The sequence below is a fragment of the Thalassolituus hydrocarboniclasticus genome (assembly GCF_025345565.1).
Classification (GTDB): Bacteria; Pseudomonadota; Gammaproteobacteria; order Pseudomonadales; family Oceanobacteraceae; genus Venatoribacter; species Venatoribacter hydrocarboniclasticus.
Genome location: NZ_CP054475.1, coordinates 2,334,906 through 2,352,629, shown reverse-complemented (window position 1 = coordinate 2,352,629; position 17,724 = coordinate 2,334,906). Strand labels below are relative to the sequence as shown.

15 protein-coding genes are annotated in these 17,724 nt (G+C 54.5%); 7 read left to right on the top strand and 8 right to left on the bottom strand.

All coding sequences use genetic code 11. From position 1 onward, the window contains the following. Nucleotides 1–5: 5 nt before the first annotated feature. The 4 genes from HUF19_RS10400 to xseA form a co-directional block, all read right to left on the bottom strand. Nucleotides 6–1,217 carry an HD-GYP domain-containing protein gene (locus HUF19_RS10400; protein WP_260996593.1) on the bottom strand — a complete coding sequence of 404 codons (1,212 nt, stop codon included), beginning with the start codon at nt 1,215–1,217 and terminating at the stop codon, nt 6–8. 83 nt (nt 1,218–1,300) lie between these two features. Further along, nucleotides 1,301–1,513 carry a hypothetical protein gene (locus HUF19_RS10395; RefSeq protein WP_260996592.1) on the bottom strand — a complete coding sequence of 71 codons (213 nt, stop codon included), beginning with the start codon at nt 1,511–1,513 and terminating at the stop codon, nt 1,301–1,303. Next, a complete protein-coding gene (locus HUF19_RS10390) occupies nt 1,503–2,393 on the bottom strand; it encodes a M23 family metallopeptidase (RefSeq protein WP_260996591.1) in 891 nt (296 codons plus the stop codon). Before HUF19_RS10390 ends, HUF19_RS10395 begins: the two co-directional genes overlap by 11 nt. 2 nt (nt 2,394–2,395) lie before the next feature. Next, nucleotides 2,396–3,817 (bottom strand): exodeoxyribonuclease VII large subunit, encoded by a 1,422-nt coding sequence (xseA, locus tag HUF19_RS10385; protein ID WP_436317766.1) that lies wholly within the window; start codon nt 3,815–3,817, stop codon nt 2,396–2,398. 205 nt (nt 3,818–4,022) lie between these two features. Here xseA and HUF19_RS10380 point away from each other — a divergent pair, with 205 nt between their 5' ends. The 5 genes from HUF19_RS10380 to guaA all read left to right on the top strand — a co-directional run bounded on the left by HUF19_RS10380 (nt 4,023) and on the right by guaA (nt 10,586). Next, a complete protein-coding gene (locus HUF19_RS10380; protein WP_260996589.1) occupies nt 4,023–4,496 on the top strand; it encodes a DUF3015 domain-containing protein in 474 nt (157 codons plus the stop codon). Nucleotides 4,497–4,678: 182 nt separating this feature from the next. After that, nucleotides 4,679–6,475, top strand: a complete 1,797-nt coding sequence (locus HUF19_RS10375; RefSeq protein ID WP_260996588.1) for an Lnb N-terminal periplasmic domain-containing protein — start codon at nt 4,679–4,681, stop codon at nt 6,473–6,475. Next, nucleotides 6,475–7,401 carry an alpha/beta hydrolase gene (locus HUF19_RS10370; protein ID WP_260996587.1) on the top strand — a complete coding sequence of 309 codons (927 nt, stop codon included), beginning with the start codon at nt 6,475–6,477 and terminating at the stop codon, nt 7,399–7,401. The genes HUF19_RS10375 and HUF19_RS10370 overlap by 1 nt, the downstream gene beginning before the upstream one ends. 53 nt (nt 7,402–7,454) lie before the next feature. Next, nucleotides 7,455–8,939 carry an IMP dehydrogenase gene (gene guaB / locus HUF19_RS10365; RefSeq protein ID WP_260996586.1) on the top strand — a complete coding sequence of 495 codons (1,485 nt, stop codon included), beginning with the start codon at nt 7,455–7,457 and terminating at the stop codon, nt 8,937–8,939. Between the two features lie 66 nt (nt 8,940–9,005). After that, nucleotides 9,006–10,586 (top strand): glutamine-hydrolyzing GMP synthase, encoded by a 1,581-nt coding sequence (guaA, locus tag HUF19_RS10360; protein ID WP_260996585.1) that lies wholly within the window; start codon nt 9,006–9,008, stop codon nt 10,584–10,586. A gap of 622 nt (nt 10,587–11,208) precedes the next feature. Here guaA and HUF19_RS10355 read toward each other — a convergent pair. The 3 genes from HUF19_RS10355 to HUF19_RS10345 form a co-directional block, all read right to left on the bottom strand. Then, nucleotides 11,209–12,138 (bottom strand): class I SAM-dependent methyltransferase, encoded by a 930-nt coding sequence (locus HUF19_RS10355; RefSeq protein ID WP_260996584.1) that lies wholly within the window; start codon nt 12,136–12,138, stop codon nt 11,209–11,211. A gap of 263 nt (nt 12,139–12,401) precedes the next feature. After that, nucleotides 12,402–12,791, bottom strand: a complete 390-nt coding sequence (locus HUF19_RS10350; RefSeq protein ID WP_260996583.1) for a hypothetical protein — start codon at nt 12,789–12,791, stop codon at nt 12,402–12,404. A 233-nt stretch (nt 12,792–13,024) separates the two neighbouring features. Next, complete coding sequence (locus tag HUF19_RS10345; protein ID WP_260996582.1) at nt 13,025–15,049, bottom strand: NADPH-dependent 2,4-dienoyl-CoA reductase; 2,025 nt, start codon at nt 15,047–15,049, stop codon at nt 13,025–13,027. A 113-nt stretch (nt 15,050–15,162) separates the two neighbouring features. Here HUF19_RS10345 and HUF19_RS10340 point away from each other — a divergent pair, with 113 nt between their 5' ends. Both HUF19_RS10340 and HUF19_RS10335 read left to right on the top strand, forming a co-directional pair. Continuing rightward, nucleotides 15,163–15,711 (top strand): PadR family transcriptional regulator, encoded by a 549-nt coding sequence (locus tag HUF19_RS10340; RefSeq protein ID WP_260996581.1) that lies wholly within the window; start codon nt 15,163–15,165, stop codon nt 15,709–15,711. Between the two features lie 103 nt (nt 15,712–15,814). Further along, nucleotides 15,815–16,765: an MBL fold metallo-hydrolase gene (locus HUF19_RS10335; protein ID WP_260996580.1), complete on the top strand. Its 951-nt coding sequence runs from the start codon at nt 15,815–15,817 to the stop codon at nt 16,763–16,765. Here the strand turns inward: HUF19_RS10335 and HUF19_RS10330 are convergent. Then, on the bottom strand, nt 16,744–17,643 hold the full coding sequence (locus HUF19_RS10330) for a LysR family transcriptional regulator (protein ID WP_260996579.1): 900 nt from the start codon (nt 17,641–17,643) through the stop codon (nt 16,744–16,746). The genes HUF19_RS10335 and HUF19_RS10330 overlap by 22 nt on opposite strands. Between the last annotated feature and the right edge of the window lie 81 nt (nt 17,644–17,724).

Here is a 17,724-nt window from a genome sequence, read left to right as displayed (position 1 = left end):
CTGTTTCAGGCGATAAAGTCGTTCAGGCGGATACCAAAGCGGGCCGGGTCTACGGCCTGCAGTATTTCGTCCTGAGTGGTCGGTTTGCTCAGGTCGATGATCTCAACCGGCAGATAACGCTGACTGCTGGTGTTATAAATAACCTTTACCAATGGCAGGCGCTGATCGGTTTCGGAGGCTTCAATCACCACCGCCAGCCGCTGACTTTTCAGCTTCACCAGCGAACCCACCGGATAAATGCCCATTGAGCGGATAAAGCGGTGTACCAGTGTCTGGTCAAGGTGGGTGCCGCTCCATTCGAGCAGTTTTTTCAGTGCCATCGTCGGTGGCAAGCCTTTGTGATACACACGGTCGGCGGTGATGGCATCGTAGACATCGGCAATGGCGCACATCTTTCCTTCGCGGCAGATATCGCAGTCGTGCAGGCCTTCCGGGTAGCCGCTGCCATCAATACGCTCGTGGTGCTGGGCGGCGACTTTAATGGTCAGCTCGCTCACCCCCGGTGTCTTTTTCAGCAGCTCGCGGCTGAATACCACGTGGTTGCGCATAATGGCGAATTCATCGTCGTTCAGTTTGCCGGGTTTATGCAGCACCTCATCGGGGATCATCACTTTGCCGATATCATGCAGCATGGCGCCAACCACCGCCTGGTGCATGGTCTCACGGTCAATCTTCAGGCTTTTGGCAAAGATGCCCATCAGAACGGCGAGATTGATGGAGTGTTCGAGCAGGTAATTGTCTTTTTCGCGGATACGGCCAAGGCAGGCGAGGGCGTTGTGATTGCGCAGCACCGAGTCGACCATGCCATCGGCCAGGCGGTCGAAGGCTCCGACATCGATGGCACGGCCCAGCTTCACATCCTTTAATACGTTGCTGACCAGACCTTTGGCCTGAGTGTGGATCTTATTCGCCTTCAGCAGTTCTTCCTGCACACCGCTGCGGGCTGTCTGATCGGGTTTCAGGGCGGCTGCTTTGTCCAGCGCCTGCTGGTTGGCCCGCTCCACTTCGGCGGCGGTCAGGGCATCATCGCCGACATCCAGACCACGGCTGGTGTCGATATACACCTCGCGGATACCGCGGCGGCGGATTTCGTCAACCATGTTCTGGTCGGGGATGCGGCCTTCTTTCTGATAGTTGTGATGAGGAATCCAGTCGCAGTTCAGATCTGAGACATACATGTCTGGCTTGAGCTGGTCGACGGAGATTTTTTTGATCATGACGGACTTTCAGAAACGGAACTTCCCTGAGTATAGACAGCTATCGTCCGCCGGCGGGCTTATCGGAAGGTGTAATTGCCGGCCTATTTTACCGGCGAGGGTGTATCCGGATGGCTGCTGCTCTTTTCAGCGGGGGAGGACGTGCTGTGTTCATCCTGTTGTTGCAACAGTTGACGGGCGGCACTGAAATCAAAGCCGGTATCGTCATTCAGTGCATCCGGGTCCGGGCGGATACCACAGCCGCTGCCTTTAACCGGCAGTAAACCAGCGGTGCCGGGGTGTTTTTTATCCGCCATGATGGCCTCCGTTAGCGGCCGCCGACAGCAGATTGCCACCGCGCAGCGGTGACATCAGCAGCAAAGGATTGATGCGGGCATTGTTCAGACTGACGGTCCAGTGCAGATGAGGGCCGGTAGCACGGCCGGTAGCGCCGACTTTGCCCAAAAGGCTACCGGCGCTGACTTCATCACCTTCCTGCACGTCAATGGCGCTCATATGGCAGAACATGCTGATCAGCCCCTGACCGTGGTCGATAAAGACGCTGTTACCGTTAAAAAAGAAATTGCCGGTCAGCACTACTTTGCCATCGGCTGGCGCCAGAATGGGCGTGCCGGTAGGGGCCGCGATGTCCAGCCCACTGTGCGGGCTACGTTGCTCTCCGTTAAAAAAACGTTTCAGGCCGAAGGCGCTGCTCATCGTGCCACTGACTGGCCAGGCCATGGGTTGCCATGGACGCGCCGGGCTGAAGCTGGTGTATACCCTGGCCATCTGTGCCTGTTCTTTGCGGATGCGTGCCAGTTCGGCGGCGCTGGGGTTTACATGCTTCTTTTTTACCGTCAGATGCTGTTCCGGGTAAGGATGATCACGAACCTCGAAGCGGATCTGTTCATCGCCGCTGTTAATGCTGGCGGGCCCTGTTTTCTGGCTGAGCGGGATGCCGACCAGCGCCATCCAGGGCTGTTGCTCATCCGGGCGCAGCACCATGACCTGCTGCTTATTGAAGGTAACCTCGGGTGCCTGTACGGCATCAGTCAGCGGAATCACCATCAGACCGCCGGGAATGCTGTGCTGCAGCGGCAGCAGATCCGCCGTTGCCGCAGGCGCTGCGCTGTGGATGGCGGTGGCGGCGAACAGCGAGGCGATAAACTGCATTGTGTTATGAATCAGCTCAGGCATGGTCAGTCCTTAGTGGTTTTACCGGCAGCAGGCGATTTGCGGGAGCGTGGCTTCTTCGGCGCTTTGTTTTGCCCGGCCGCCGGTTCTGTATGAACAGCAATCACTTCCGACTCCAGCCAGCCCTGATGCAGGCGGCTGTGAATGCGCTCACCGGGTGTTACCGTATCGGCCTGCTGCAGTACACGGCCATCGGTTTGCTGGGTTATAGAGTAACCACGGCCGAGAACGTTCAGCGGACTCAGGCTGTTCAGCAGATGCGCCTGAGCAGCGAGTTGCTGCTGGCGCTGGGTCAGCCGTTGCTGAATCAGACGGGTAAATTGTTTTTCCAGTAATGCGACCTGCTGCTGGCGTTCACGCAACAGGCGTTGCGGGTGCTGATGCACCAGTGCCTGCTGCAGTTTCTGCAGGCGGTGATAACGCTGCTGCAGATCCTGTTGCTGGGCGCGCTGCAGGCGGATTTCCAGCTGATCAAGATGTTGTGCCCGGTTTTGCAACAGGCGTCCCGGTGCACGCAGGCGTTGCTGAATACGCAGCAAGCGCTGCTGTTGCTGTTGTAACTGGCGTTGCATTCCACGCTGCAGGCGCTGGTGGATCAGCTGGATCTGACGAATCTGCTGGCTCTGATCCGGACTGAGCAGCTCGGCGGCGGCTGACGGAGTTGGTGCCCGAACATCGGCGACAAAGTCGGCAATGGTAAAGTCCACTTCATGGCCCACTGCGCTGACAATCGGCAGACGCGAATGATGAATGGCCCAGGCCACGGCCTCTTCGTTAAAGCACCATAAATCTTCAAGAGAACCACCACCGCGACCAATAATCAGCAGATCGACATTATTATCACGGTTGGCACGCTCAATGGCGGCAACAATGTGTGCCGTGGCGTCACGCCCCTGTACCGGGGTCGGGTAAATATCAATTTCAATCGCCGGGCAGCGGCGGCGGAATACGGTCAGCATGTCATGAATGGCAGCCCCGGTCGGGGAGGTGATAATGCCAACCCGGCGCACTGAGGGCATGGGCTGTTTGTACTTGTCGTCAAACAGACCGGTCATGGCCAGGCGGTCTTTCAGCTGCTGGAAGGCCAGCAATAAGGCGCCTTCACCAGCGGGCTTCATAGCATCAACGATCAGCTGATAGTCGCCGCGGTTTTCATACAGACTGACCTTGGCGCGCAGCTCAACTTTATCGCCTTCTTTCGGCATGAATTTCAGCATCGCCGTACGCGAGCGGAACATCGCACAACGTACCTGGGCGCCACTGTCTTTTAAGGTGAAGTACCAGTGACCGGAAGACGGGCGTGACAAATTAGAAATTTCTCCTTCAACGCGCACGTTGGCGAAAGAAACTTCCAGTAATTGTTTGGCACGCTGGTTCAGCTGGCTGACGGTGAAAATATTGTTGGCTTGCACAAAAGTGAAAGATATCGGCTGTAGGATGTGTTCAGAGGTTGCCACGCTCAGACCGTATTGGCCAGAGATTTTCTTTTGTGTATCAAGGATGTGCACGGGTTCACTATTAAACTTTAATCCTTATTGATGGCATAGACAGAATGGTTATAACGCGCTAGTGTTAACGACTTCAGCGCAAGCTGAATCAAATTTTAAATAGGCTGACACAAGGATATAGCCCATGAAAAAGTTTATCGCAGGTGCAATTCTGGTTTCTTCTTCCACACTGGCTTTCGCTGGTAACGACCTGGCTGGTTGTGGTCTGGGTACTGCAGTTGTATTCCCGGATGCTAACGAATGGCACGAGCACGTACTGGCTGCTACCACCAACGGTACTTCCGGTAACCAAACTTTCGGTATGACTTCCGGTACTCTGGGTTGTGAAGGCGCTAACGGCCCTCTGAAACTGGCTCAGGCGTTCATGGAAGACAACATGGATCAGCTGGCTCTGGACGCTGCTAAAGGTCAGGGCGAAACTCTGGCTGCTCTGGCTGAAGTAATCGGTGTTGAAGCTCAGGATTCTGCTGCTTTCAACCGTACCATGCAGTCTAACTTCGACAGCATGTTCAACGCTGACGCTACTTCTGCTACTGCTTATGAAGCTATGACTTCTGCAATGGCACAAGACGCTGCTCTGCAGAAATACCTGGGTTAATTTCCGGTATTGAAAAAAAAGCGCGCCCCGGCGCGCTTTTTTATTGTCTGAATTTTATGCATTAACAAAGAAGGAGAGATAACGCTATGCGCTGGTCAGGGATACTGGGGCTTTGTGGATTTTTAATGGCTGCATCGTTCGCAGCGCGTGCTGGAGCAACATCTCTGCCAGATGAGGGCACATTGCAATCATTGGCTGAAAAACCACAATGGGCGCATTTACTGCATTATCGTCTTCACCCGCTCAGGGGGCGTTATCTGAGCCAGAATGACAGTCCGGAATTTTTTCTGGCGACCGATGGCAAAGAAGATCCGGCGGCGGAATTAAAAGCCGACCTGAACGCTTTTTTACAAACCAGTCAGGCGGATAATGAATCGGCGCAGTGTCAGTTTCCTGCCCGTTATCATTGGTTAAAACAACAATTGCCGGAGGTTGCATTCAGCGATCAGCGTTGTCCGGAATTTGAAGAATGGCGCGACGAACTCGACGCCCATGCATTAACCCTTATTTTTCCCGCTTCCCATATTAATTCTCCATCGTCGATGTATGGCCACACGCTGGTGCGTATGGACCGCGCCGACGATTCGCGCAGCAAATTGCTGGCTTACAGCGTAAATTTTGCCGCCAATGCCGACCCCACCGATAACGAGCTGGTATTCAGTTATAAAGGTTTAAGCGGTGGTTACCCCGGTGTGGTATCGGTGATGCCGTACTACGTAAAAACCAATGAATATCAGCACATGGAATACCGCGATGTGTGGGAATACCGACTGAATTTCAGCAAAGCCGAAGTTGACCAGTTTGTGCGCCACATCTGGGAAACCAAAGACACCTATTACGATTATTTTTTCTTCGATGAAAACTGTTCTTACCGTCTGCTGGCATTACTCGATGCCAGTTCAGAACGTGCCGATTTAGCCGAGGCTTTTACCTATAAAGCTGTGCCGGTCGATACCATCCGCGCGTTATGGCAAAACGATCTGGTGGAAAATACCGAATACCGTCCTTCAGCCGCCAGTGATATGGAATTTAAAAGCACTCAGGTGAATGACGAGGTACTGGCTGCGGCGCAGGCGCTGGTCGACAGCGACGAGGATATCGAAAGCCTGATCGCCGCTTTAAATGCACAGGATCAGGTGCGTGCACTGGAGCTCAGTCACGCTTATGCCCGTTATCTGGCAATTAAGAAAAAGCAGGCCAGCCCGGTGTTGCGTAAACGCACGCTGGCGCTGTTGTCTGCCCGGGCCAAGCGTCCGGCGACGGCGGATTTTGCCGATGTGCCAATGCCTGCGGTGCGTGATGATCAGGGCCATCTCACTTCCCGTGCCGGTCTCTGGGGCGGGCAGGTGAGTGCATTTGGTGAGACTCAGGCCTACAGCGATCTGAGCTGGCGTATTGCCTATCACGATATTCTCGATCTGCCGTCCGGTTTTGTGCCCGGCTCACAGATTCAGATGGGGCAGTGGGATCTGCGTGTCTGGGAAGATGAAGGCGTTAAGCTGCAGCGCTTTAAAGTGGTGGATGTGCTGTCGCTCAGTCATCAGACCTATTTTCAGCGTCCGGTAGCCTGGGCGGTAACCGCCGGTGCCGAGCGTTTTCTGGGGGCTGAGGCCGAGCTACATGGCTATTTAAAAGTGGCCTTTGGCCGGGCTTACGAGACTGCATTCGGGCGCTGGTATGGTCTGGCAGAAACCCAGTTGCTGGCGGATAACCAGTTTGAAGATGGCTACCAGCTCAGCTTCGGTCCGCGCGCGGGCTGGCTGTTGCAGCACGAGCAGGTGCAGGCGCAGATCGAAGCCAACTGGCAACCACTGAATGTCGGCGACGACACCGTGCGTCGCAGCCTGCGTGCCGAAGGTGGTTATGCGCTGGGGCAGAATCTGCAGTTGCGGATAAAAGCCGAGCGTCAGTTGTTTGCCACCGGCGCCGGCACCGCAGGTGTCAGTGAAGTCTCTGCTGGTATGCAATGGTATTTCTGATGGCGCGGTTGGTGCGGGTATTACGCAGACCCATCAGTCTGGCACCGGCACTGCTTATTGTGCTGATGCTGGGCGGCTGCACGGCGACCACCGGCCTGTTTTTCTATCCGCAAAAAGTGTGGATTGCGACGCCAGCCGACGTTCCTCTGCCTTATGACGATGTCATGCTGAGCGCCCATGATGGTACCCGGCTGCACAGCTGGTGGTTACCGGCGCAGGGCGAAGACAGCGGCATTATGGTGCTCTATCTGCACGGCAATGCTGAGAATATCAGCAGCCACAGCCGCAGTATTTACTGGTTACCGCAGCAGGGCGTCAGCGTGCTGGCACTGGATTACCGCGGTTTTGGTGCCTCCGAAGGGCAGGCACTGATGCCTGATGTACTGCAGGATATCGAAGCTGCGGCACAATGGCTGCGCGCGCAGCATCCGGATAAACAGCTGGTTGTATTAGGGCAGAGTATTGGTGCGGCGCTGGCGATTAATTTTGTTACCCGAGCACAGGATGAATACCAGATTCAGGCGCTGATTCTCGATGCCCCTTTTACCGGTTTCGGTGCGGTTGCCCGCCATGCGATGAGCAGTAATTTTATTGGCTGGCTGATCTGGCCCTTTACCGTTCTGGTACCCACCGACTGGGACCCGGAAGATTATGCGGCCGATATTACGATCCCGACGCTGATTATGCACAGCGCGGATGACCAGGTAATTCCCTATCAACAGGGGCGCGAAATTTTTACCCGTATGAATGCTAAACGTGCGCAGCCGGGCGCGCAGCAGGACCCACAACAGGCTGGCGCCGCACCAGCGCTATGCTGGCTCGACAGCCGCGGACCGCACATTGCCTCCTTTGCCTTTGCTGATCTGCGTGAGGCAACCTTCAGTTTCCTGCAAACTCAACGTTGTCCGGCGTTTACCGCTCCCTGAGCTTTCGTTATAATGCTGCGCCTTTCCCATACCCTCGTTCTGGAAGGCACTTTATGTTGCGAATCGCTCAGGATGCACTCACCTTTGATGACGTGCTGCTGGTTCCCGGTTATTCCGAAGTTCTGCCCAATCAGGTTACCCTGAAAACCCGCCTGACCCGTGGCATTCAGCTCAACATCCCGCTGATCTCTGCCGCCATGGATACCGTAACCGAAGCCCGTCTGGCTATTGCCATTGCGCAGGAAGGCGGTCTGGGTATCGTACATAAGAACCTCACCATCGAAGAACAGGCCGCGGAAGTCCGCAAGGTTAAAAAATTCGAAAGCGGTGTGGTTAAAGACCCTATCACCGTGCCAAGCACCACCACCATCCGTGAATTGCTGGAGCTGACTCAGCTGCACAACATCTCCGGTATGCCGGTGGTGGATGGCGATGAGCTGGTGGGTATTGTGACCAGCCGCGACGTACGTTTTGAGAAAAATCTCGACGCTACCGTCGCCAGCGTAATGACTCCTAAAGATCAGCTGGTTACCGTTCAGGAAGGCACCAGCGAGCAGGAAGTTCAGAATCTGCTGCACATTAACCGTATCGAAAAAATTCTGGTGCTGAATGCCGCAGGCAAACTGGCCGGTCTGATGACGGTAAAAGACATCGATAAAGCCCGCGCTTACCCGAACGCTGCCAAAGATGACCAGGGTCGTCTGCTGGTCGGCGCTGCGGTGGGCACCGGTGCCGGTACCGATGAACGTGTTGCTGCACTGGTTAAAGCCGGTGTTGACGTGATCGTGGTGGACACTGCCCACGGCCACACCTCCAATGCCTTTGGTACCGGTGTTATTGACCGTGTGCGCTGGGTAAAAGAAAACTACCCGCAGGTGCAGGTGGTTGGCGGTAACATCGCCACCGCCGAAGCGGCGATTGCGCTGGCTGAAGCCGGTGCCGACGGTGTGAAAGTGGGTATCGGCCCGGGTTCTATCTGTACTACCCGTATCGTTGCCGGTGTCGGTGTACCACAGATTTCCGCCGTGGCTAACGTTGCCGCAGCGATGGAAAAATACGGTATTCCGGTCATTGCCGACGGTGGTATCCGTTTCTCCGGCGATATCGCCAAAGCCATTGCCGCCGGTGCCAGCGTGATTATGGTTGGCTCTATGCTGGCCGGTACCGACGAAGCACCGGGTGAAGTGGAACTGTTCCAGGGCCGTGCTTATAAGTCTTACCGTGGTATGGGCTCGCTGGGCGCCATGGATCAGTCGCAGGGTTCTTCTGACCGTTACTTCCAGGACAAAAAAGCCGGTGCCGATAAACTGGTACCTGAAGGTATCGAAGGCCGTATCGCCGTTAAAGGTCCGCTGACTAATATCGTGCACCAGCTGATGGGCGGCGTACGTGCCTCCATGGGCTATACCGGTTGTGCCACCATCGATGAAATGCGTACCAAACCACAGTTTGTGCGCATTACGGCCGCAGGGATGAAAGAGTCCCACGTGCACGATGTGCAGATTACCAAAGAAGCGCCAAACTACCGTCTGGGTTAACACCGGCGGGCTTTGATTTTTCTGGGGATGCACTGCATCCCCGCTTTCGTTTTACGGGAATTAGTTATGTCTCAAGACATTCATGCTCAACGTATCCTGATTCTGGATTTCGGTTCACAGTACACCCAGCTGATCGCCCGTCGTGTGCGCGAAATTGGTGTGTTCTCTGAAATCCGTGCCTGGGATATGGACGAAGCGGAAATCCGCGAATACAACCCGACCGGTATTATCCTGGCCGGTGGCCCTGAGTCGGTTACCGAAGCTGGTTCGCCACGCGCACCGGAAGTCGTGTTCAACATGGGGCTGCCGGTACTGGGTATCTGCTACGGCATGCAGACCATGGCCGAACAGATGGGTGGCAAGGTAGAAAGCTCCACCATCCGCGAATTCGGTTACGCCCAGATTGCGGTGGAAGGTAACAGCCGTCTGCTGCATGACATCAAAGACCATGTCGACGCCGCCAGCGGTAAAGCACTGCTTGACGTCTGGATGAGTCACGGTGACAAAGTGGTGCGCATGCCGGAAGGCTTCGAGCTGATGGCTTCAACGCCAAGCTGCCCGATTGCCGGTATGTTCCACGCCGAGAAAAACTTCTTCGGCGTACAGTTCCACCCGGAAGTAACCCACACCCTGCAGGGTAAGCGTCTGCTCGAACATTTCGTACTGGAAATCTGTGGCTGTGAAGCGCTGTGGACACCAGCAAAAATCATCGAAGATCAGATCGAAAAAGTCCGCGCTCAGGTGGGCACGCAGAAAGTTCTGCTGGGCCTGTCCGGTGGTGTCGATTCTTCTGTGGTTGCCGCGCTGCTGCACAAAGCTATCGGCGACCAGCTGACCTGTGTGTTCGTTGATAACGGTCTGCTGCGTAAGAACGAAGGCGACGCGGTTATGGATATGTTCGCCAAAAACATGGGCGTACGTGTTATCCGTGCCGATGCCGAAGCGCTGTTCCTCGATGCACTGGCCGGCGTATCTGAGCCTGAAGCCAAGCGTAAGATCATTGGCGGTAAATTCATCGAAGTATTCGATGAAGAAGCCACCAAACTGACCGACGTAAACTTCCTCGCCCAGGGCACTATTTATCCGGACGTGATTGAATCGGCGGCTTCCAAAACCGGTAAAGCCCACGTGATTAAATCCCACCATAACGTTGGCGGCCTGCCGGACGATATGAAGATGGAACTGGTTGAACCACTGCGCGAACTGTTTAAAGACGAAGTACGCAAAATCGGTCTGGAACTGGGTCTGCCATACGATATGGTTTACCGTCATCCGTTCCCGGGTCCGGGTCTGGGTGTTCGTATTCTGGGTGAAGTGAAAAAAGAATACGCCGACATCCTGCGTGAAGCCGATGCCATCTTTATTGAAGAGCTGCATAACTTCGACTGGTACCACAAAACCTCCCAGGCCTTCGCGGTATTTATTCCGCAGAAATCCGTGGGCGTGGTGGGTGATGCCCGCCGTTACGAGTGGGTTATCGCTCTGCGTGCGGTAGAAACCATCGACTTTATGACGGCCCGCTGGGCGCACCTGCCGTACGAGCTGCTGGAAAAAGTATCGAACCGTATTATTAACGAAATCGAGCATGTTTCCCGCGTGACCTACGATGTGTCGAGCAAGCCGCCAGCGACGATAGAATGGGAGTAAACCGGCAGGTTTACTCCATTCGTTGACAAAGCGTCAGGACAGATGTTTTGGGCAAGCTTCAGTTTGGCCGCAGGCCGAACAGCAGGGATGCCCTGAGTCAATGGGAATAATCCGACAGGTTTACGGCTCGCTACCACGCTCTGTGTGGTAGTGCTTGTCGCATGACGGGATAATAAAAACGGCAGCTTCGGCTGCCGTTTTTATTGGTGGCGGGAGTGACTCGCTCCCACGCACCGGCTCGCTCCCACGCACCGGCTCGCTCCGCGTGGTAGTGCCTGCTGCTTGGCGGTGGTGCTTTGAACGACTCGCTCCCACGTTCTGCGTGGTAGTGCCTGTGGCTTGGTGGTGGGAGTGGTGGTGCTCTGAGTTGTAGCCGCTGCGCGGGTATGTTTTACCTTCTGTATAAGGCCCGTTTCCAGAGATTGGAGCAAACGCTGATCAGAGCCTGCTGCACTCACTTCCTTTCCCGTATTAACAAGTCAGAGTAACGCGTGTGGAGTTATCAGACAGACGGAATAGCGGCGCTGTTTCAGCAGTAAAAATCCATGCTTAATGTCGGCAGCAGGTTGATTGCGCAGAGCAGGTAAAGGCCACTCAGATGAGCGGCTGCAATGACGCTGGTTTAATCAAGCAGTGCGGTTGTTAATATTGCGCAATTGGATTTCAGTACTGGAATGTTCTTCAGAATAGGGTAGGAAAGGCCTGTTTGGCTTGCATGGTAGACGTTATCTTCCTGTTGTAATGGGATATTAGTTCCCGGTACAGAAAAAATGGAATCCGCCGTATTGTTCGGCTGGATACTATTTGTCGGCACTTTGATAACGAAGCAGGTGGTTGGATTTAATGGGTTGATGATACTGTTGAGGGCTATTTTCTCAATGACCTCTCCACCCAGTTCTTCTACGATACCATCGATATTCTTAATGTATCCGAGTTTGTCCATTCTTTCCTTGCCTTCTTTGCTGTTGGTTTCATAGCAAGGCTCAAATAAAACAAGTTTGTCGATAGTGACTCTGAATAGCTCTTCTATTAGCTCTTTGACTCTCCCTCCGTTTGGCTCCAGGGCATGGCTTGATGTTGTAATGTTTATGGATTTATCAAGCAGTGGAATTTCACCAATTTCACCGACAAATGGCGTTAAAAGCTGAAAATCTTCCCCCATGCTTTTTTGGGCAAAACAGATTCCTTTATGGATTCGCGACCAGCTTATATCGAATGCGAACACATTATCTGGCTTTTGCTCTAGTTCAGGGAGTAACAGACTTAATGTGGTCAGTTCTCCGGTGCCAACATCAAGCAAAGAGCTGTTGGGCTTAATATATTGGCTGAGAATGTGTGCAAGTTCAGCCGAATAGAGAGCGGATGTTTCGAGATTATTTTCTACATAACGGATGTAGGAGCCTGCTTGCAGATCGTATGCGGCTTCTATTATTTCGGCTGTATTTGTGTCTGAATTTTTCTGCTGGCGAAGAAGGCTGGTGATATTGCCACCTTCGCTGTAGGCTTTTTTCGCGGCTAAGATATCAAAATATTCGAGTGCTCTTTTGCTCATTGTTATTATCTTCGCTCAAATGTTTAAAAGCATACTACCTGTGCTAAATATTCGCTGAAAGAACTTTTTATCGGGCGCAGCCTCGTTGGTTGATTGAGTTGCGCAGAGCCAACAAAGTATCTCACCACTGTATCTGTAATCGCGTAAAATCTGGGCGTGTAATATCTAATTAAAACAAAGGCTTACGATTTTCAGGTTGCAAAAAGCGACTGAGAATAAAATTGAACGCTGCTTCCCTCCAACGCCCCTAATTGACGTTGTAGCTATTTATTCGTCTCACCTTCCTGACTCACGCCAGAAAACAGCAGCGGCAGCAGCGCTACAAGACTGGTAGTCTCTGACCATAACCCGAAGATGGCCAATGGAACCAGTAGCCAGGCTGAATAGCGGCGCTGTTTCAGCAGCAAAAATCCCGAAATCGCTATGCTTAATGCGGACAGCAGGTTGATTGTCCAGAGCAGATAAAAACCCGTCAGGTCAACGGATGGGGCTACCCAGTTCAGGTAGTTAAGCTTCACCTGATCAAAACCAACAAAAGCCATAATGGTTAAGGCCGTCGCGGTCAGCAGCAGAGCAAAGGCTCCGATATTGAACAGTATTTTCTGCCGCGGCGAGAGTTGCAGTGCAGGCGCGTTGTTTATATTCAGAGTCATGGCGGTGTCATCGTTTTATTATTGTCGGGGGCCGTTATAAAGGCGGTTACGGTGACGAATATTACCGCAGATTATACGTTTTATTCATTATGGTACGGCCAGACCGGTCTGAATTGGCGTCTGTTTCCGCAGAGAAGATCAGGCGGATGTAATGAAGTGCAGAACATTACGTATAAACGCACTTTATGATTTGCCCCCTTATCTTTTAAAAAAGATAAGGGGGCAGGGCAGCATCAGAGTTTTGCTGCGAGACGCACACCCTGATCAATCGCACGGCGTGCATCCAGTTCAGCGGCAACGTCGGCACCACCAATCAGGTGAACACTGAGGCCACTGTCCTGCAGTTCGTTAAATAAACTGCGTTCCGATTCCTGACCGGCACAGATGACGATGTTATCGACCTCCAGCACCTTGGCTTCACCGTTAACAGTGATGTGCAGGCCCTGATCATCAATACGATCATAGCTGACGCCCGGCATCAGTTTTACGTCGCGTGCTTCAAGCCCTGCGCGGTGAATCCAGCCGGTGGTTTTGCCCGGCCCGGTCAGTTTTTTCTGCTTACGTTGCAGCAGGAAAATCTCACGCGGCGGCATTTCCACTTCGGGTGCTTTCAGACCACCGGCGGTGGCGTAGCTGGTATCAATGCCCCATTCCTGATTGAACTTGGCGGTGTTGAGGCTGGCGCTTTCGCCTTCGTGGGTCAGGAATTCAGCCACATCAAAACCAATACCACCGGCGCCGATAATGGCGACTTTTTTGCCGACCGGCTTACGGTCACGCAATACGTCGAGATAGCTCATGACTTTCGGGTGGTCGATGCCCGGCACGGGTGGTGTGCGCGGCACAATACCGGTTGCCAGTACCACTTCGTCGAAGCCTGCGGCTTTCAGATCGTCTGCGCTAACGCGGGTATTGAGGTTGAGTTTTACCCCGGTCAGTTCGATCTGCTTACCGAAGTAGCGCAGGGTTTCGTAGAACTCTTCTTTGCCCGGAACGGTTTTGGCGATGTTGAACTGCCCACCGATCTGGCTGCCGGCATCAAACAACTCAACCTGGTGTCCACGCTGGGCGGCGGTAACGGCAAAGCTCAGACCCGCAGGCCCAGCGCCGACCACCGCAATGCGTTTGGCGGCGGTGGTGTCCTGCAGTGGAATTTCAGTCTCGTGGCAGGCGCGTGGGTTGACCAGACAGGAGGTGATCTTCATGGCGAAGGTCTGGTCGAGACAGGCCTGGTTACAGCCGATGCAGGTGTTAATTTCGTCGGCGCGGCCCTGGGCGGCTTTTTCAACAAAGAAAGCATCGGCCAGGAACGGACGCGCCATCGACACCATGTCGGCACAGCCGTCCGCCAGTATCTGTTCGCCCACTTCCGGCGTGTTGATGCGGTTGGTGGTGACCAGTGGAATGTTCACGGCGCTCATCAGTTGTTTGGTGACCCAGGCGAACGCCGCACGTGGCACCTTGGTGGCAATGGTCGGTACACGCGCTTCGTGCCAGCCGATGCCGGTGGTGATGATGGTGGCACCGGCCGCTTCAATGGCTTTGGCCAGCTGGATCACTTCGTCGAGGGTTGAGCCACCTTCGACCAGATCGAGCATGGACAGACGGTACAGGATGATAAATTCCGGTCCGACACGTTCACGCACTTTGCGCACAATTTCGATCGGGAAGCGGATGCGGTTTTCGTAACTGCCGCCCCATTCATCGTCACGATGGTTGGTGCGGGCAGCAATAAACTGGTTGATCAGGTAGCCTTCGGAGCCCATCACTTCGACGCCATCGTAGCCGGCTTTCTGTGCCAGGCCGGCGCAACGGGCGAAGTTATCAATGGTTTGCAGAACTTCGTCGTTGCTCAGTTCGCGCGGTACGAAAGGGTTGATCGGCGCTTTTAAGGCGCTGGGGGCTATCTGGTTCGGCTGGTAGCTGTAGCGGCCGGTATGCAGAATCTGCATGGCAATTTTGCCGCCATTGGCGTGCACGGCGTCTGTGACCACGCGGTGATGTTCGGCTTCTTCCTCGGTCGTCAGCTTGGCTGAACCCTGAAAAACAACACCGTATTCATCCGGTGAAATACCACCGGTTACGATCAGACCAACGCCACCACGGGCCCGTTCGGCGTAGAAGGCGGCCATACGCTCAAAGCCATGTTCAACTTCTTCCAGCCCGAGGTGCATGGAGCCCATAAGCACGCGGTTACGAAGGGTGGTGAAGCCCAGATCCAGTGGCGCAAGCAGGTGAGGGTAAAGCGTCGAGGTCATCACGGTGATCCTTTTATGCAATTAGTTGCATCTTTATACTCACAGGCGTCTTTAATTGCAACTTGTTGCATAAAGGCATTATCCTGCGTTGAAAATCCCTGGATGAGTTACCTATGTCACTGCCTCATGCGTTACTGACCTCGTTGCTGGAACAGCCCTGTTCGGGCATGGATCTGGCGCGGCGCTTCGGGCGTTCCATCGGCTTCTTCTGGCCGGCGACGCATCAGCAGATATACAAAGAGCTGGGCAAGCTGGAGGCCGCTGGCTGGGTCCGTTCAAGCGCAGAAGAGGGCGCGCGTGGCCGGAAGCGGTGCTACGAGGTCTTGCCTGCGGGGGAGCAGGAACTTAAACGCTGGGTGGCTGAGACAGATGAGCCGCCACCTTTGCGCGATGCCCTGATGGTGCGTTTAAGGGCGGAAGCGGCGCTGGGCACAGGCGCCGGGGTTGAGAATGATCTGCTGCACAGACTGGCCCGGCACCGCACGCAGCTGGCGTTGTATGAAAACATTGAACAGCGCGATTTCACCGGCCGTGAATTATCGGCGGCCGAGCAACTGCAATATCTGATTCTGCAATCCGGCCTGGCCACGGAGCGCGAGCACATCCGTTTTTGCGAAAAGGCGCTGGTGCTGCTGGAGACGCTGGAAACCGCCGGTGTTTAAGCGCCGCCAAACCCTTTTGCAGTCAACCAATGTGGCATGGTGTGCTGTGCCGCTGTTGTTTAGTCTGCGCCCCAGCGCCAGCGATGTTTACCAGGAGAACTCTATGATTCAGCATGCTGCAGGCATTATGCAGATCGACGCCGATTACGTTGCGCACGGTCTGGCCAGTGTTTATTTAATCCGTCAGGGCGACCGCCTGGCATTAATCGAAACCGGCACCGCGCATACGGTGCCGCATGTACTGGCGGCGATTGCCGAACAGGGGTTAACGCCGGAGCATCTGGACTGGATTATTCTTACCCATATTCACCTTGATCATGCAGCCGGTGCCGGGGCGTTAATGGCGAAATGTCCGAACGCGAAACTGGTGGTTCATCCGCGCGGTGCAGCGCATATGATTAATCCGGAAAAACTCGAAGCCGGCACGATGGCGGTGTACGGCGAAGACAATTACCGCAAATTATACGGTGCGTTAATTCCGGTGGCCGCAGAACGGGTGGTTGAGGCGGCCGAGGGTTTTACACTGAATTTTAATGGCCGTACCTTTACTTTTTTCGATACGCCGGGGCATGCGCTGCACCATGTGTGCATTCACGATTCGCTGAGTAATGCGCTGTTCAGCGGCGATACTTTTGGTGTGTCGTACCGTATTTTTGATACCGCAGAGGGTGGTGTGCTGTTGTTTGTCACCACCACGCCGGTGCATTTTGATCCGCAAGCGATGCGCGCCAGTATTGAGCGGATTGCCGCGCTGGAACCTGCGGCGGTGTATCTCACCCATTACGGCCCGGTTGCTGCTGATAACACCAATGTGGCGCAACTGCTGGCGTCACTGGATGCTTTTGTGGCTATTGCTAACGCCGAAAAAGAGCAAAAAGAAGGGCGGGTTGAGCGTATGGCCGCTGCCATTCTTGACTGGCTGATGGCCCGTGCGCAGGAGCTGAACCCGGCGCTGGATGACGCACTCCGCCGGCGCTGGCTGGCGACCGATGCCCGGCTGAATGCGCAGGGGCTGGAGGTCTGGCTCAGCCGTCAGGAAAAATCATCCCAGTAGGGCATGTCGCCGTAATAATCGCTGATAAAGTCGAGAAAACTGCGCACCTTGCCGGATAATAACTGGCGGTGCGCATACACCGCATACAGGCCGATGGGGGCGGGTTCTGAGCCTTGTAAAATCACCTGCAGTTTTCCTTCCCGTATCGCCGGCCCGGCAATAAAGGTGGGCTGTACCACAATGCCTGCGCCGTTAATGGCGGCCTGGGTTAATACATTACCGTTATTCGCCTGAAAGGCGCTGTTAAGCTGGCCGCTTAAACCGGCTCCGGGCACCAGAATGGTTTCTTCCGAGGCGTAGCTGTAATGCAGATAACGATGGTCTTTCAGCTCTGCGCGGCTTTGTGGGGTTCCGTACTGTTTTAAATAGTCCGGCGAGGCGCAGGTCACCAGTCTTATTGGTGCGATGTGCCGGGCAATGAGTGACGAGCTTTGCAGGCGGCCGATGCGCAGGGCAATATCGAAACCTTCTTCAATAATATCCACCTTGCGGTCGTTCAGTTGCAGATCGATGCGCACATCCGGCCATTGCGCCTGAAATTCGGTCAGCGGTTTTGCCAGATGGCTGATGGCAAAAGATACCGGCGCGCTGATGCGTAATACGCCGCGCGCTGTGTTCTGCAGCTCGCCGAGCTGATTTTCCAGATCATCCATATCGGCCAGTATCTGCTGCGCGCGCTGAAAACAGGCGCTGCCGGCCTCGGTAATGCTGACCTGACGGGTGGTGCGGTTAAACAGGCGGGTATTCAGATGCGCTTCAAGTTGCGACACGTATTTGCTGACCAGCTGCGGGCTCAGATCGAGTCTTTCGGCGGCGCGGGCAAAGGAACCCTCGCTGACGACGGCAACAAAGGCTTTCAGGCTGTCGATGCGATCCATGGTTTATCTTCATTTTGTTGATAATTAAACAATGATAGTGCCATTTATCCTCAAACTGAAAGTAACTACATTGAGCTCAAG